Source organism: Thalassotalea sp. 1_MG-2023, from assembly GCF_030546745.1.
Lineage (GTDB): Bacteria > Pseudomonadota > Gammaproteobacteria > Enterobacterales > Alteromonadaceae > Thalassotalea_C.
In genome coordinates this window covers 12374-31124 of sequence record NZ_JAUOPD010000027.1, presented here as the reverse complement: position 1 = coordinate 31124, position 18751 = coordinate 12374, and the positions used below count along the sequence as shown (strand labels likewise).

The window sequence follows — 18751 nt, the reverse complement described above, 5'->3', positions numbered from 1 at the left end:
TTAATCTATTAATTTAATTCCAGAGAATCTTGTTACCTTTGCTTCAATAGCGTTAAACCAACTTTCTTTGTTAGTAACAAGGGTTAGGTGTGTTTTTGCTCGAGTTATACCTGTATAAACAAGTTCACGGGATAATAGCTGATTTTCAGCCCTTTCGGGTAATACCATAACAACATTAGTAAATTCACTGCCTTGTGTCTTATGGATTGTCATGGCATAAACCGAATCAAAAGCAGGTAAACGAGAAGGAATAAATTGTGAAAAGCCTCCTTCTTCATTTTCAAAGAAAACAACAAGTTGTCCAACCTCGTTAGGCCAAACAATCCCGATATCACCGTTATATAAACCAAGCGTGTAATCATTGGTAGTGATCATGATAGGCTTACCTTGATAAAGTGCACCACTTAACTGCTGCGATGATACTTCCGTACGAAGCCGTTCATCAATGGTTTCATTGATGTCATCAACACCTAGCGGGCCTACACGCATTGCCGTTAAAATACGAAAATCAGCCAACACTTTAAAGGCTTGCTCAACAGACTCACTCCGCATTACTTGGCGGTAATATTCAACAGCTTGCTGAAAGATAGACTGAATATTTTCATACGAACAACTTACAAGTTCGGCTGGTTTCTCATCTATTTTTTGATGGATTAATTGCCAGCTGAGTGCTGCTTGCCCTTTTATCACCTGAGCTGCTAACTGCCCTATTCCTCCTTCACTAGAGAAACGCCGGCTATATGTTAAATATGTGACATGATCTATGAATTGAGTTTTATGACTAGATAAACCTTTATTCCCTGTCACTTGCATTAAATAATCTGCATTTTCTTTACTATAAACAGCGGAAGATATTGGTGCTAAGTCGGATAATAGACTGCCAGCAGCAACAGAAGGTAATTGTTGGGCATCACCCAATAAAATCACACGACAATTATCAGGTAAAGCGCGTATTACTCTAGCCATCATCGGTAAATCGACCATGGATACTTCATCAATCAACAATACATCAACATTCAGCTTGTTTTGTTGATGATGTTTAAAATTCGGTGAATTTGGAATTACGCCTAATAAGCGATGTAGGGTTTGTGCCTTTGTTGGTATCTTAGCTAATATTTCCGCAGATATGCTCTCACTAAATCCAGAAAGAGCTTTATTGATAGACTCAGATAACCGTTGGGCTGCTTTACCTGTTGGGGCCGTTAGTGCAATTTTTAACGGATTTTGCTCTGCTAGCATTACCAACGCTGCAAGTAATTTAGTAACAGTGTACGTTTTACCCGTGCCGGGACCTCCTGCAATGATGCTGAAATGTTTAGTTAATGCATTTGCAACCGCTATTTCTTGCCAATCTATTTTGTTTAACGTTTGAGCGCCTTGATGATTTTCAACAAATAATTGCGCAAGCATATTTTCAATGAGCTTTATCTTATTTGCGCTCAGCTCTGTTTGTTGTTGATTTACAGAGTGTAGATATTCAATCACTTGTCGTTCAAAACAATAATAACGTCTTAAATATAGATTTTCTTTACTTAAGACAATGGGTAATTCGCCTGAGGCTAAATTATCACAATGAGTGAGTAACTCAGTAAGTACTGTGATGGAAGAAAAGTGATACCCTTGATGAGTGATAACACCTTGTTTATCAGCAAAACGAAAGAGAAAACGCGAAGCTACTTGATTTAAAGGTAAGCATGTATGGCCACTACGTAATGCTTGACTCAACGCAACATGTAAGTGAAATATTTCAGCGATGTTTTCATTGCTTAATGGCTTAGCTTTATCAAACCTCTTCACCAATACAGGTGTTAATTGCAAAGCAAAAAAATAATCTATCGACTCTATCGCATATAAATGGTTTTTAGCATGCATTACCGAAGCATACGGTGCGTTAAAATCACTCTGTTGATTAACGTTAACATTCAACATTTATCTGGTTACTCCTAACTCGACAAATTGACTATCAAAAAGCGAATCAAGTTGGGTCAATAATAAGGATGAGATCGGAGTATAAAAAACCCCAGAATTAGCTTGGTCTGGGTGTATACCGCGAAGATACAAGTACAAAATCCCGCCAAAATGTTGATCTGGATGATAATTAGGAAGCTGTTGTTTTAAGTATCGATGTAATGCCACTGCATAGATCAAGTACTGTAAATCATAATGATGTCGTTGAATATCGCCAAGTAGCGCAGATGGCAAATAGTCACTAAAGTTGTGACCTAAGTGTGTTGATTTATAATCACAGACATAATATTTCCCTTGATGCTCAAAAACTAGGTCAATAAAACCATGCATCATCCCTTTTAATGTCTTAAATGCAGGTAAATATAACTGTCGTTGAACCTCAGGCATAAGGTGCATCTGACATTGTTGCTTTCGATGATTTAGCAAAAAGCTAGTCAGCGCTTTTGTACTCACTTTTTCTAGTGGGAAGTAAAACTCTACTTCTTTTAAGCATCGAGCGTTATCTAATGAAGATAAACTTAAATTTTCAACAACCTGTGGCTCAATTAACGTTGTATCAACAATATCATCTAGCCATTCATATAAATGTGTTTGCTCAAAGCCATCAGGCAGCGCTCCGTATTTACTCAGTGGCCACTGGCAATCAACAGCCCAATGAGGATCATCGAACGAAGCATGTTCTAAAATATCATGTAATAGATTACCGGCAGCTGCGCCTTTAGTTAATGCAAACCTTAATTGACCTTGATGATCAACATTAAGTATTTGATTGGATAATTCGCTTTGGCTATTTAGGGGGTCGTCATTACGTTCTGGTTGGGAAACCCCTACATCTCGTAAATTTCGATTTAAGGCGGTAAACGATGTTAACCACCAATCACGCTCAATGTTACCTTGAAATTTAGCAACTTCGGCATTTGCGACATCTGGTTGTTTTTGCTGGTAATACTCTACTGAAATATCATCGACTACCGTAATGGTAATTTCATTAGGCTGATCATCGGCTAACTGCGAAATAGCACTTAATAAATCATCATTGGCAGATAACATTAAGGTTTTGCCTAAGGGTGATAAATGATACTTATCAAATGGCGTGGTAAGCACAAAGCAATGTTGTTCGGCTCTAGTAACCGCCACATACAATAATCGAATCGACTCTGCATAAGCTTCATTAGCCATCGCAGTTAATGCTTGTTCGTCTGCGGACAAGGTGACTCGCGCACGTTCATTATCATCATGATAAGCAATTGCTTGTATATTTTTAGTGCCGAAACGTAGCGGATTCTTAGCTCGGGTACTAAAAGGAATAAATACAACAGGATACTCTAATCCCTTAGCACCATGTTGTGTCACTATTTTGATTAGATTCTCTTCACTTTCTAACCTAAGTTCTGTTTCCTGGTCTGGTAATTCTTGTTGATACTGTTGCTCAAGCCAGTGTAATAATTCATCTGGTTGTCTTAACTGCTGACTTTTGGCCTGCAACAACTCAAATAAATGCAATAAGTTGGTTAAACTACGTTCACTCTCTTGACCTTGTATTGCTATTAACGTGTGCATCAACTTCAGTGCCATTGTGACAAAACCTTGTGATACCCAAATGGTTTTTAAATCAATAAATAACTGTTTGTATTGTTGCCATTGAAGATCATCATTTCGAATATTGTAATACTCGCTAGGCGCTATAGATAATAGAGGATTTGCCATAGCGCTACAAAAATAACGGTCGCTTTCAGGAGTTAAAATACCTTTTAATAATGGGATCAAGTGTTGAGTTTCTTCACTGTGCCAAAGATTGGTGCGATCACTTAGGTAAACCGATGACAATCCAGCTTGTTTCAACGCCTGTTTAATCTCTTGTGCTTCCGCACCATCACGAACTAACAAAGCAACATCTTGAGCCCGTAATTTTGGTTGTTCTTTCAGAAGGGAAATAATTTTATTTGCACACCAAGTCGCCATCAACTGCCTAAAAGGCTGAGTAACCGGTTTATCATTTTCAGCTGGAAAATGTATAAAACTTAAGGCTTTTTCGCAATTAAGTAAGTTTGAACGTGGATTAGGCGAAGCCTCAACTAAATTGTAATCAATACCAAAACCAAAAACGGGTTTAGCTTCACCGGATAAAGCATTTCCATAAAAAAGTCTGTTGTAACCTGTGATCATCTCCTTAGATGATCGCCAGTTAGTGTTCATACGCCATCGATAAGTTGCTGCTTTACGGGCCGCCATGTAGGTAAAAATATCGCCACCACGAAAGCCATAAATTGCTTGTTTTGGGTCACCTATCATCACTAACCCTGTATTTTCTTGATCTTGATAAAGCGCATTTAAAATACGGTATTGATCTTGATCAGTATCTTGAAATTCATCGACGAGAGCAAAAGGATATTGTTCCGTCAGTGTACGAATTAAGGGTTGAGCACTGCTTTCTGAAAGGGTATCTGCTAAGGACTGGATTAAATCATCAAAACTTAAGATTTTTTGTTGTTTTTTTTGCTCAACGACATTTTCATTAATAGTTGCTAACCCAGAAGTAATTGCCTTTAAAGCATACAGTTTACGAATATCACTTAGTAAGGAATCTTTACGCTTCTTAATAAGGTTTACCGTTGAAAATATCTCAACAAGTTGCTCCTTAACCTTTGAGCGGCCAAAGCGCCGTCCGTTAAAAAAACTGGTTGGCATTGTTTCTTGACTGTGTTCGTAATTGTCACTACAGGCTTTTAACCAATCCAGTAATTGCGTAAATTCTACTTTTCTACTTTCTTGTTCTTTTACGGGTTTACCATCTATTAACTGTTCAAATAAAAAAGGTTGGGCTTTGATTAAATCGTTATGAGCTTGCATTGCTAACTGACAAAACTGAGCTATTTCATCGTTCGGCTCTTTTACCTCAATGGGTTCACGGTACCCTATTAGCCGACTAAATTGTTGTGAAAACGTCTGCGGTGTTAACCAAAACTCGCTCACTAATGCAAACGTATCTGGCTCCTGAATCGATAAAGTTCGATACCAATCTTCAATCGCTAAGGTGATAATGTCATGCTGTTGGGCTTCTAAATTAGCGTTAAACGCTGTGCCTGTTGCAAAAGCGTGTTGTGATAACACTGTTTTACAAAAGCCATGTATGGTGTAAATTGCAGCTTCATCTAAAAATAATAAAGCCCTTTTTAATAACGCCTTAACTTCATTTGATGGTGTAATGTTGGCAATTTCAGTAAAAAAATCGTCAGTTAAAATTAACGCATCCCAATCGTTTAACGTGGTCCGTAAAAATTGATCAATTCTGCCTCTAATTTCTTCCGTTGCGTCTTTGGTAAAAGTCATCACCAATATTTGCTGTACAGTAAGTTTTCGCTCTAATAATAAACGTAAATAAATCCGAGTAATATTAAACGTTTTCCCTGTTCCTGCGCTTGCTTCAATTAAATGACGGCCTTTCAATGGCATATTCGCCACCATTAAGGGTAAAAATTCAATAGATGACATTACACTTTCTCCTTAGTAAACAAAGAGAATAAATTGCCGTAAACCTCAGATACTGACTGTAAAAATGATGATAGCTCAGGGCATTGCCGCCAAAAATACTGTACATAGGGATCTTGTTGCAACCCTTGATTATTCGCATCACCTTGCCATAGTTTATCTAGTTGTTGTTGTTCAAACTCTTTGGCGTTTTCGATCATTAACGCTAAATCTGCATTGGTTAAACAGGCGATATTTTGCCCTTGAATAAAATGAAGTATTAACCTTGTTATTGTTTGCCAATCGACTTGAGATAAAGATAATGTAATAATTTTTTGTGCCTTGTTATCAAAGAAATAGCCAGTACATTGACTCGCATCAATATTCATAATAGCGTCGGAACTCTCAGCGCATTGCTGTGCTTGTCGCAATAAGGCTAAAGAAAAATATAAATGAAGATAATCTTTTGCTTTCGGAGTGCTTGCCCTTACGACGATTAATTTATTGTTTTTCGTCATGACTCGATGCGTTAAATTTATCGAGCTACTTAACAGTGCGTTTTCTATGGTGACGGGTACTTGAAGATCCTGCTCGATAACTTCACCGAATAATGTCTCATTAATATGATGATAAAGCGCTTCGCTATCATCAAGCAGTTTATCAATATCTTCTTTTCCCGTTGAAGAATCGGCAAATTTTCCCGATAACCCTGCGTATTGCTGCCAATAAGCTAACACCTCATGTTTTGACGTTGTTTGAGCTTTTGATGAATGTTGCAATAAATCGATAAGTGCATGCTGTTTAAGCAGGTATTTGCTTAAGTGATCTGCAACGAACGGCTCACTATTTGATAATTCAACCGTTTGTTGTGCTAAAAACAACCCTAATTGTTGTTCTGCAAAATATTTACTTGGGTGAGCTAAAAAGCGAAGTAATTGTTTAACATCAATAGTCTCAAGTGACTTTTCAGCTTGCTCAGGAATATTAAATGGCATTGAATCTTGGCGCTCTGTTACTTGAGCACTACTGACTCTTTGACCTAATGTAAACCATTTAGCATCAAAACTCGGGTATTCATTCTGATAGTTCGTTAAGCTATACGGATGCATGGCTAGTTGTCTAATATGTTGGTTTTGATCAGCAAAACATTGCCAGCCGTAACCTAAATGCAAGTATTCACATAATTCATTGAGTACAATAGACGGTTGTTTTGGTTTGTTATTCTTTATACTACGACCTTGATAACTCAAATATAATGCTTGCCTAGCTGATAATAGCCCTTCTAAAAATAGATACCTATCATCTCCCCGACGAGATCGATCACCAATGCGGGGCTTAGCTTGAGAAAGTAAGTCAAAACCAAACGGTGTTCTAACACGTGGAAAGTCACCATCATTAAGGCCTAATATGCATATTACTTTAAAGGGAATGCTGCGCATCGGTAACATAGAACAAAACGTCACTTGCCCTATCATAAAATGACGACCTGGATCAGGTTGACTAAAGTGTTCAGTGAGAAACTCTCTCACGATACTAAGTTCAATCTCTTCGTCAAAACTTCCTTGTTGGGTATACGTTAATAAGTGATCAATGGCTGTCGAAATTAGCGCAATACTATCATGACTTTCATCGAAAAATTCCAGTAACATGTCGCTTAATAATAGATGCCACTTTTCAGGCGTTTTACTTCGATTCAACGCTTGACTAAACTGTTGTAACCGTTCGATTAGCTCCATTAATAAACCGAGTAGAACTGCGTCTTGACCTTCTATATCTGGTAGCAATAAATGCTCATCAAAAATAACTTCATTGTCACCATAAGCAAACCCTTGCAGTAAGCGAGAAAAGCCGTTTTCCCAAGTAAATTGATTAGAAGCATTCTCAACGTTAAGCACTTGCGCCTTGTGTTGCGCATCTAATCCCCAATGAATAGCGCTTTTTTCCAGCCATATCGCCATTTTATCTACATCAGCGGGCTGTAATTTAAAACGATTTTGCAATGCTGATAATCGTAACCAGGAAATTATTTGACTAATTTGAAAACGACTATCAGGCAACGACAGCATCTCAGTAAAAGCGATAACTAAAGGATCTGAATTTTTGGCAACACGATCTGCAATAGAACACGGTAATGGCGGCACATCATTATCATAATCTTGCCAGCCCTGTGCGAATACCGCATTTACATATGGCGCATAATCTTCAATTTGAGGACACATTACCAACACATCTTTCGGTGTTAAGGTATCATTCTGATTAAATTGGTGTAGTAACCAATCATGAACACCTTGAACTTCACGAAGAGCGCTATGAGCGCTAGTGATCACAATAGAGTCATCGATCTGATTTACTGGATGTTGCCGTTTATCAGTTAAAGTTAGTATATCGTGTTGAATAGACTGTAAGACTGTTAGCGATGACTCATCTTGAGAGTCACCTCGGTCAAATGCATCAATGCTAACAGTACTATATTGTTGTATTAAAGAAAGAAACTCTCGCCCTTGTTGCCCTAAATTTGCAAGTAAAGGGTTACCCACAGATTCATGCATCTGATCAAGGTTATTTGTCCATTTATTTAATTGTTGGATAGCCTGTTTTTCACTCACAATATCACCCCAATAGTCAAAACAAGGGTTAAGATGATAAAAATGAACTTGTGTATATTGGCTCACTTGCTCCAAAAATGATAACCAAATTGGTGCCATTGCATTGATACCAAAGAAGCTAATACGTTTAGGTAATAAATCCGATTTTTCAGGCAATTGAGAAATCGCATTATTAACAAGTGCAATTGGGTCATACGATTGTGTACGAGTTAACATCGCCCACAACTTTCGTTGCCAGCACTCATCTTTTGCTAAAGTACTTGTTTGATTGAACTCATCAGGTATAACGTTATTTTGCCACTGAGTTAACCAATCGGGGCGATAAATCAAATACTGTTCGTATAAATCAGCAACTTGGCAAGAAAGTTGATAACGCTTTAATGGATCATGCTGAGATACATCACTAAACCAATATTCTGTAACAGAGCTAAAATCGCTATCTTCGATAATTTCACTGGATGCTAACAACTGATAAATTCGCCAACTTAATGCTTCTCGAGTGAACGGATCTTGATCTATCATATGTTTTGGCAACACCAAAGCGCGCATTAATTTCCACAAGAATTGGGCTGGCAATGCATATTGATGATTAAAGCTTATACCTGATGATTGAGCTAAAGACATACTCAACCAGTGTTGCATACCTGCATTTTGTACAATATAAACGTCTTGTGAAAACAACGGTAAAGGTGAAATTTCTTGGATTTTACTTGCTAACAGCAATAAATTTTCCGTTTTATTTGCCGGGTAAAGGTATATCAAAATGACATCCACTAAAGCGTTTTACTTTACGGTGAATTTAATCATATCAACCAAAGAAACTCTAGCAGCGTTTAACCCCTAACGTAGCTTTCAGGTTAAATTTCATTCGGTTCGTTGATTGCGAGTTATTTTAACGAATGAAATCAAGATGCTTTTGGTAGAAATCACCTACTATCGGAAGATGTGTGCGTTGGCCAGTTAAGGCATGATAAAACCCTGTACACCAAAGTACGATAATACCTAAACATAATACCCAACCAACAAAAGGTACTAAAGCAAGTAATGCTCCGGTGATAATTAACCCCAGTGAATCCCTTAAATGAAATTTGGCTAACGCAGAGCGTTGATCACCATAGATGAAAAATGCAACTACCCATCCTAGAATAGTCATATAAGACAACACGGAAACGACTTTTACTACATCATATTTCAATCGACTATACGCACGAAAATACATAACGTTACCTCTTAATCGCTATTTTCTCACCAGATAGAAATGGTATTCACACCAGCAAGAATCCTTGTATGTCTTAACCATAGTGAATAAACATATAAGCTTCAATAATGCTTATGTGAATAATTTGTTAAATGATCGTTAGCGATTAGGTAAGTAATTTATTTTAAAGTTAATCTAAGCAGGTAAATTTTTTAGATTGAATACTTATAGTGAGGCCTGGTTTTATAGCTAAAGAATTAAAAAGCGTTAAAAGTGTCAGATTTTAAATGAACAAGAAGGGAGTAAAGATATAGTGATAAAACAATTACGGACGCTATTAGCTTATTAGCGCCCGTTTGCATTCATTAGCGTTTAATATTAACCATTTACACGCTTTTCAGCTGCAACTTTTAAACCTGTATTAGCAAGTGCAGTTAAGTTTTCAGATACGACACTTTTAGGTAATTTACCTATCATCATTGCACCTGTTTCATTAGCATTTGCTGAAGCAGCAAATTGCAAAAGGTTTTTACCATTACATTCTACCGTATCAAAAACACGGCGAATCTTAATTCGTTGTGATTTCAAGTAACTACGTAATTTTGATTTTGCATCAGCAGCAACAAATTCACATAAATTTTGCGCAACATTATTTGCTTGAGCTTTAGGTGCTATAGTAGAAAGAAGGAATGTAACTAAAATAACAATAATGAGGTTTTTCATGGTGACCTTTTCCAAAAAAGTAGATTAATAACTTTATAGAAACTGCAAGCATGATGAGATTTTTGATCACTTAGGTAGCTCCACTGTCATAGAAAATCCGTAGACTGGTAGCTTTGCGTAATACTCTTTCAAGTATCTTGCCGTTTCTAGCTGCGCGCATTGTATAGATATCAACCAAAGATGCAAGCAATAGTTTTTCTTTTTTTTAACTATTTAAACTTACTGTTCAGGCAAGCGACAAAAAGATAAAATGTCTTAGAAAAATAAAATGTGTAAGGTTTAAAATGGCAATCGAAATAGAAGTTTCTTCTCAGCCCATCGAGTTATATAAATTATTAAAGATAGCTAACCTAGTCAGTGGTGGCGGTGAAGCAAAAATTGTTATCACTGAAGGCTATGTGTATTTAAATGGTGAGCCGGAGTTTCAAAAACGTAAAAAAATTTTCCATCAAGATATCGTGCAATTTAATGGTGAAGAAATCCAATTGATATGTTTTCAAGCACCTAGTTTACCTCAAAAAAAGAAAAAACGCGTTAGTGAAAGCTCAACAAGTAAACAGCCTAATTCTATACAAATAAAAGGTGGTCGTAAGAAAATATCACTGTAGTTTGACAGTAAATATCTAAGATTATGCTTTATTAGCCTAATTAACTTGTCTGTATTTACTTCAATAGGCAATTAACTACATTTTTCTCTTTTGCACCTTTCCCCCCCCTGTTAGAATAAGAGCACTATATTTATAATATTCTCATGATTCATACGGAACAATAAAATCCATGCGTACTAGCCAATATTTACTTTCAACTTTGAAAGAAACCCCAGCGCACGCTGAAGTAATTAGCCACCAATTAATGCTACGAGCAGGTCTTGTACGCAATGTTGCCTCAGGTTTATATACTTGGTTACCCACCGGGCTTCGTGTTTTAAGAAAAGTAGAACAAATTGTCCGTGAAGAAATGACAAAAGCAGGTGCTATTGAAACATTAATGCCAATGGTTCAGCCCGCTGATTTATGGCAAGAATCTGAACGTTGGGAAGATTACGGTCCAGAACTGCTAAGGCTTCAAGATCGCCATGAACGCTCTTTTGTTTTAGGCCCTACCCATGAAGAGGTGATTACTTCAATCATACGCAACGAAGTTAACAGCTACAAACAATTACCTTTAAATGTTTTTCAAATTCAAACAAAATTTCGTGATGAAATACGCCCACGTTTTGGCGTAATGCGTGGTCGAGAATTTTTAATGAAAGACGCCTACTCATTTCATATCACCGATGAATGTTTGAAGAAAACCTACCAAACCATGTTCGACGCATATTGTCGAATATTTGACCGATTAGGCTTAGATTTCCGTCCTGTTGTTGCTGATAATGGTTCAATTGGTGGTGAAGGTTCACATGAATTTCATGTTCTTGCTGATTCAGGTGAAGATGATATTGTTTTTTCTGATAGCTCTGAATACGCAGCAAATATCGAAAAAGCCGAAGCATTAGCTCCAGTAGGTGAACGCCCTCATGGCACTCAATCAATAAAAGAAGTAGCAACACCTGATGCTAAAACAATCGATGCAGTGGCAACAACATTAAACATTGCAGTCAACCAAACCGTTAAAACATTGCTTGTTCAAGGTGCGACAGAAGATCATCCTGTTATAGCCCTAGTGGTTAGAGGCGACCATCAACTTAATGAAGTTAAAGCTGAAAACCTGCCACAAATTAGCAGTCCTTTAACGTTTGTAACCGAAGAGCAAGTACAACAAACAGTTAATTGTAATATTGGTTCAATCGGCCCTATAGGCTTATCAATTCCAGTGATCGTTGACCGTAGTGCTGCACATTTAGCTGATTTCGTTTGCGGTGCAAATAAAGATGGCTTTCATTATACCGGAGTCAATTGGGATAATGACTTATCCAATTATACGGTGGCAGATATTCGTAACGTTGTTGAAGGTGATCCAAGCCCTTGCGGTAAGGGTAAAATAGTTATCAAACGTGGTATTGAGGTTGGACATATTTTCCAATTAGGTAACAAATACGCAAAAGCAATGAATTGCGGAGTGCTCACTGAATCGGGTAAGAATCAAACCTTAACCATGGGTTGTTATGGTATTGGCGTATCTCGAATAGTGGCAGCTGCCATTGAACAAAATCACGATAAATACGGCATAAAATGGCCAAAAGCTATTGCACCATTTCAGGCCGCTATTGTGCCAATGAATATGGCTAAATCAGAACGGGTAAAAGAAACAGCTGAAAACTTATACAAGCAATTAACCAGTGTAGGAATAGATGTTTTATTTGATGATCGAAAAGAACGCCCTGGTGTGATGTTCGCAGATCATGAATTAATTGGTACTCCCATTTTATTGATTGTCGGCGAACGTAATTTAGACGACAACAAAATTGAAGTAAAAAACCGTATAACTGGCGAAAAATCATTACTTGATATCACAGATGCTTTAAGTCTATTTGATTAATGATACCTCAGAATAACGGCTAAGAACTTTTTTAGCCGTTCATATTAACTTTGTATTTACTTTTGGTGTGATACACTTTAGTTGTATCACTTTAATCTGGAGTAAATATGAAGTATCTTCTAGGTGCCCTAACCTTATTCATCGCACCACACATTTCCGCAGCTGAGAACTTATTTAACTGGCACCAAATTCAAGCAGAAAAACACACGAGTAATTCAGGTATCGGTGTTCAGTATAAGCAAGGCGATAAATTTTCTCTTAACACTAATATTTTAGCATCTTTTGATGTTGGTGATTCATTTACGGTTAACTTAAATGATGATCAAAGCTACCCCGCTAGCATCATTAAAATTAAACATAAAGCGCATACCAAGCATATAATCGCGCATATCCAACAACAAGATCGAAAACTACCCATTGTGATTACGATGGGGAAAAATCAGTTTTTTATGCGTATTGTGGCACCAGAAACCACATGGGTCGCCCAGGGTAAAAAACAATCAGGTTGGTTAATCGAAGAAAAACTAAAACACCATGCGTCACTCACCAATGATGTGAAAATACCCCACAAAGAAGTTGGAACAAAACATAATAAAATAACAGCCCCTAAGCAAAAACACTTCGCTACTCCGCTCATTAACAGCAACTCTTCACTTCCTGCAAAAGCAAAAAGCACTGCGGTAAACAATGCAAATGTTGATGTATTATTTGTCTATGCCATTCCACAAAGCTTTATCGACAGTGAATATAATGGTGATGTACTAACGCGTATTGAACATCTAATTGAAGTAACTAATCAAATTTATATTGATAGTAATGTAAATATGCAAATAACAGCGGCTGATATAATCTCAGTAGAATATCCAACTGATTTAGATTCAGATGCTGCACTTGATGATATTACTTTCAAAGAACATGAAGCATTTACTGATATAGATAATATACGCTTTGAGAAAGGTGCCGATATGGTTGCCCTATTACGCCCTTTTGTTGATGGTGATTCAGCCTGTGGTCTAGCATGGGGTAATGCAACTATTGCTAATTCAACAAATTATATGTTTAGTCATACCAGTATCGATTGTGGTGATTATGTACTCGCCCATGAGTTAGGCCATAATATGGGGCTAGCACATTCTCGTGCACAAGGAGATACAGGTTATACATTCCCTTATGCTTTAGGGTATAGAATACAAGATGTAAATAATGGCTTTTCATCCGTAATGGCCTATTCTGTCAACAACGCTGGAAAAATATATAAATTTTCTAATCCTGATATTTTGTGTACAGAGTTGCCCTGTGGTATCGATAGAAATGATCCTGTCAATGGCGCGGATGCCAGTTATGCCTTAAATCAAGTAAATATAGAATTAGAGAACCTATTTCAAGCAGAGCCTAATTTAATTCTTGCAAATGAAGCTCTCGTGAACATAACAGATAACAATTTAAAGCAATGTTTAGCAAGTACAATCAACAATGGCAATATTAAATATGCTGGCCAAGTGACTGATCTTTACTGTAGCTATAAAAATGTTGATTTACTCAATGGCATTGAGCATTTTCCAAATATTGTTAGCTTAACGTTAGATAGTAATAATATAAGCAATTTAACACCGCTTTCAGGGCTTACAAAACTTTCATACTTATCATTATCAGATAACAATATTAATGATATTAGTGCGTTATCACAAACAAGCCAGCTGACCAATGTGTACCTTGATTTTAACAGTATTGTTGACATATCTGCACTATCTGGCAATCACAAAATAAAACAACTTTGGATCAATGATAATAACATTGAAAGTTTATCGCCGCTTGCTGAAATGACAGAGCTTTATTACTTATATGCAAACAGTAATAGCATTCAATCTATTGATGTATTAGAAAACCTAACCGCCCTTGAATACTTATATTTAACAAGCAACAACATCAGTGATATTTCTGCTTTAGCAGATCTTTCTTTTTTGAGGTTTTTATACCTAGGCTACAATGATGTAATTGATGTAACACCGCTTAAAAACTTAGATAAATTAGAAATTTTAGCGCTTTATCACAATGAAATTACTGACATCTCGTCTCTCTTAAGTTTATTTTCACTCGAAACGCTTGAAATAGATAATAATGATATTGTTACGATTCCTTTTGGCGAACAAATGCCAAATTTGAACGTGTTATTAATGAACAACAATGCATTACAAAGTATTGAAAATATCAGTCAGATGCCATTTTTAGAAAGGTTGAATTTAAAAGATAACAATATAAATGATATTAGCGCTCTACACACGTTAACTAACTTGGAAGATTTAACGCTAAGCAATAACCCGCTCGTCAATACAACTAGTTTGAGCGAATTAACGCAGTTAACTAAGTTGTTACTTGATAACACTCAAATAAATTCTTTGGCCTTTGTAAATAACCTTTATAAGCTATCCACCCTTAATATCGCGAATACTTTAGTTAATGATATTTCAGCTTTACAGTATGCGTTAGCGTTAAACGACTTAGACATCAGTAACACAAATGTGACTGATGTTACTGCCCTATTTGAGCTTCATAATCAATGGCAAACAATAAATATTTCAGGATCGACAAGTATCAAATGTTGGCAACAAAATTATATCGAACATTATTTTAACATCAATAACCTCTTTAAAGCGTCATCGTGCAATCCAGCTAGTGATTTACAAGATTTTGATGATGATGGCGTTAACAACGACACTGAACTTGCCAATGATACCAATCCTATTTATCACAATACTCAACCAGGTATTGTTCACTTTCAATTGACTCATCTGAACCTTGAAGAAAATAGTGAAATCAATGTGTTCAAAGTTGTTCGTTCTCAAGGTGGTAGTGGCGAAATAAGTGTCGATTTAAAAGCAAATGCTGAAACAGCTACCGCAGGAAGTGACTATGTAGAGTTATCGCAAACATTGACCTTTGCAGATAACGAGTTTTTTAAAATACTTTATTTATCATCGGTAAGAGATAATGACTTTGACCAGGGTAAAACCTTTAATCTTACCTTAGAGAATATATCTACTGGTAGTATTGGTACCCCAAATAAAATTGATGTGACAATACAAGATACCGACCAAGCCAATATTTCTTGGTTAACACAAAGTTTAGAAGTTTCCGAGAGTGAAGGTAGTTTTACCGTAACTATACAACGGCCCAATCAAGCACCTAACGAAGCGTCAGTGACAGTTGGTTCTATAGATGCTAGTGCAGAAAATGATGTGCATTATCAATTTGAAGAAAAAGTGATTGATTTCGCACAAGGTGAATACACTAAAGACATAACTGTTAACATCATCAATAACAATGATTATTCAGGCGATCGTGTTTTTTACTTAACACTATCAAATGCCAATGGAGCTGTAATCAATGATGAAGATAAAAATCTTTCAATCACCATTTTAGAAGATGAACAACCTGCCGTTGGCAACGTTGCATTCACCACAGCTAACACTTCAGTAAACGAAGGTACTAATGAAATATCATTAATAGTCTCCCGTTCAGATGGTGCTGATGGTGAGTTATCGGTTAACTATCAAACCAATGATGTTAGTGCATCAAGTGGCAGTGATTATGAGTTAACCGAAGGTACAATAACCTTTGAAGACGGTGAATTACAAAAAACGCTCACCGTTAACATTACCAATGACACCATTGATGAAAGCGATGAAACATTTACCGTGACACTATCGGCAAATGACTTGAGCTTAATTGGCGAAATCAGTACGATTACTGTCACTATTGTTGATAATGACAGCACTACTCCACCTCCAACTACTGGTGGTGGAAGCAGCAGTAGTAGTGGAGGCGGTGCTATTTGGTACCTGTTCTCGCTGCTTATTATTAGTACGATGGTTAAGCGTAGATACTAAAATTAACCGATGAAGCGATTATACTCAAACAATTTAACTTATCTTTAGCGCGCTAAAGTAGCGCTAAGTAAGTTAACGATTTATTTCGATTTGTCTTGCAATAAAAAAACGCCACTCAATGTGGCGTTTTTTATCTTCGATTATGAGTAAACTAAAACAACAAGGTTAATGTTCGACAAGCTCTTTTTTAGATTCAAAACTTAACACGAGCTTATCTTTTTTCACCCCTACTTTGGCAACGCCACCTTGTACTAAATCTCCAAATAACAGTTCATTAGCCAATGGTTTTTTCAGGTGTTCTTGAATCAGACGAGACATTGGTCTAGCGCCCATCGCTTTATCATAACCATTAACGGCAAGCCATTTTTTCGCATCTTTGGTTAATTCAAGAGAAACGCCCTTATCGTCAAGTTGAGCTTGTAACTCAACAATGAATTTATCCACTACTTGGTGTATTACATTGTCATCTAAATGATTAAACCAAATAATATTGTCTAAGCGGTTTCTAAATTCAGGTGAAAATATTTTATTGATTTCATTCAATGCGTCATAGCTGTGATCTTGTTGTTTAAAACCAATAGATTGTCTTGTTGTTTCTGCTACACCAGCATTTGTTGTTAAAACTAGCGTAATATTTCGAAAGTCAGCTTTACGGCCATTGTTATCAGTTAATGTTCCGTGATCCATTACTTGCAATAAAATATTGTAAACATCAGGATGTGCTTTTTCAATTTCGTCTAATAACACAACAGCATGTGGATGTTTAATCACAGCGTCAGTTAATAACCCACCTTGTTCATAGCCTACATAGCCGGGAGGTGCACCAATTAATCGACTTACCGCATGCTTTTCCATGTACTCAGACATGTCATAACGTAATAGCTCAACTCCAAGCACTTTAGATAACTGCTGCGTCACTTCTGTTTTACCGACACCTGTAGGGCCAGCAAATAAAAATGAACCAACCGGTTTGTTTTCTTGACCTAAACCAGCGCGAGATAAACGTATCACAGATGTTAATTCATCAATGGCATGATCTTGACCAAAGACGACTAATTTAAGATTTCTATCCAAAGTATGTAAACTATCTTTCTCAGAAGATGATACTGACTTTTCAGGGATCCTTGCCATTTTTGCCACTATTGTTTCAATATCGCCATCATTAATGACTTTTTTACGTTTAGAGCTGGCAAGCAATTGTTGTTTCGCACCTGCTTCATCAATAACATCTATTGCTTTATCAGGTAAAAAACGTTCATTAATATATTTAGCTGACAACTGAGCTGCTGCACGCAATGCTTTATTGGTATAGCGAATACCGTGATGCGACTCATACTTTTCTTTCAAACCTTGTAAAATTTTTGTGGTGTCATCAATACTTGGTTCAACAATATCAATTTTTTGGAACCTTCTTGCTAATGCGCGATCTTTCTCAAAAATATTTTGATATTCCTGATAAGTTGTAGAGCCCACACAACGTAATTTACCTGACGACAATAATGGTTTAATTAAATTAGAAGCGTCCATCATACCGCCAGAAGCAGCGCCTGCACCGATAATCGTATGTATTTCATCTACAAATAAAATGGCATTACCTTCTTGCTCAAGTTCTTTCAATAATGCTTTGAAGCGTTTTTCGAAATCACCACGATACTTGGTACCAGCAAGTAATGCTCCTAAATCTAAAGAGTATATAGTTGTGTCAGCTAAAAATTCCGGTACTTTTTCTGAAACAATTAGGTTTGCCAAGCCTTCAGCAATAGCTGTTTTACCTACCCCTGCTTCACCAACAAATAATGGATTATTTTTGCGACGACGCCCAAGCACTTGTAACGTTCTTTCTAACTCACTTGCACGACCTATAAGCGGATCAATTCTGCCGATTTTTGCCTGTTCATTTAAGTTTGTGGCAAAATTTTCCACGGTGCGCGGTTCTTCTTCTTGCTGATTTATTTCTTCATGTGCTTTATTAGTTGATTGACCTTCCGTTTTAGCAATACCATGAGAAATGTAATTAACAATATCTAAACGGTTAATATCAGATTTTTTAAGAAAATAAGCCGCTTGAGATTCTTGCTCACTGAATATGGCAACTAAGACATTTGAGCCACTAACTTCGCTTTTCCCCGACGATTGCACATGAAAAACAGCGCGCTGTAATACCCGTTGAAACCCAAGGGTAGGTTGAGTTTCACGCTCTTCTTCTTCCGCTGGGATCACAGGTGTAGTTTCGGCAATAAAGTCGAGTAACTCCTGCCTGAGCTTTATCATATCAGCGCCACAGGCCTTTAGGGCTTCTATTGAAGAGGGGTTATCTAACAACGCCAACAACAAATGCTCTACCGTCATAAATTCATGACGCGATTCTTTCGCCTGACGAAAGGCCATATTTAACGAAATTTCTAAATCTTTATTTAACATAG

9 protein-coding genes and 1 riboswitch are annotated in these 18751 nt (G+C 36.9%); of the genes, 3 read left to right on the top strand and 6 right to left on the bottom strand.

All coding sequences use genetic code 11. From position 1 onward, the window contains the following. From recD to Q4489_RS15765, 5 genes are all read right to left on the bottom strand, one after another. Window positions 1-1929, bottom strand: a complete 1929-nt coding sequence (gene recD, locus Q4489_RS15785) for an exodeoxyribonuclease V subunit alpha (RefSeq protein WP_303482135.1) — start codon at window positions 1927-1929, stop codon at window positions 1-3. Further along, a complete protein-coding gene (gene recB, locus Q4489_RS15780) occupies window positions 1930-5460 on the bottom strand; it encodes an exodeoxyribonuclease V subunit beta (protein ID WP_303482132.1) in 3531 nt (1176 codons plus the stop codon). Further along, the gene (gene recC / locus Q4489_RS15775) at window positions 5460-8804 is read right to left on the bottom strand and encodes an exodeoxyribonuclease V subunit gamma (protein ID WP_303482129.1); all 3345 of its coding nucleotides are present in this window, start codon (window positions 8802-8804) and stop codon (window positions 5460-5462) included. Before recC ends, recB begins: the two co-directional genes overlap by 1 nt. A 130-nt stretch (window positions 8805-8934) precedes the next feature. Further along, window positions 8935-9261, bottom strand: a complete 327-nt coding sequence (locus tag Q4489_RS15770) for a hypothetical protein (RefSeq protein WP_303482127.1) — start codon at window positions 9259-9261, stop codon at window positions 8935-8937. Between the two features lie 357 nt (window positions 9262-9618). Next, window positions 9619-9963: a DUF3718 domain-containing protein gene (locus tag Q4489_RS15765; protein ID WP_303482124.1), complete on the bottom strand. Its 345-nt coding sequence runs from the start codon at window positions 9961-9963 to the stop codon at window positions 9619-9621. Between the two features lie 70 nt (window positions 9964-10033). Next, window positions 10034-10115, bottom strand: a riboswitch (cyclic di-GMP riboswitch). Window positions 10116-10247: 132 nt separating this feature from the next. Between Q4489_RS15765 and Q4489_RS15760 the strand changes: the two genes are divergently transcribed. The 3 genes from Q4489_RS15760 to Q4489_RS15750 all read left to right on the top strand — a co-directional run bounded on the left by Q4489_RS15760 (window position 10248) and on the right by Q4489_RS15750 (window position 16328). Beyond that, window positions 10248-10571 carry an RNA-binding S4 domain-containing protein gene (locus Q4489_RS15760; protein WP_303482121.1) on the top strand — a complete coding sequence of 108 codons (324 nt, stop codon included), beginning with the start codon at window positions 10248-10250 and terminating at the stop codon, window positions 10569-10571. Between the two features lie 169 nt (window positions 10572-10740). Continuing rightward, entirely contained in the window at window positions 10741-12441 is a 1701-nt protein-coding gene (locus Q4489_RS15755; protein WP_303482119.1) for a proline--tRNA ligase, read from the top strand. 107 nt (window positions 12442-12548) lie between these two features. Then, the gene (locus Q4489_RS15750; protein ID WP_303482116.1) at window positions 12549-16328 is read left to right on the top strand and encodes a Calx-beta domain-containing protein; all 3780 of its coding nucleotides are present in this window, start codon (window positions 12549-12551) and stop codon (window positions 16326-16328) included. A gap of 165 nt (window positions 16329-16493) precedes the next feature. Here Q4489_RS15750 and clpA read toward each other — a convergent pair whose 3' ends face one another. Beyond that, window positions 16494-18749 carry an ATP-dependent Clp protease ATP-binding subunit ClpA gene (gene clpA / locus Q4489_RS15745; protein WP_303482114.1) on the bottom strand — a complete coding sequence of 752 codons (2256 nt, stop codon included), beginning with the start codon at window positions 18747-18749 and terminating at the stop codon, window positions 16494-16496. Between the last annotated feature and the right edge of the window lie 2 nt (window positions 18750-18751).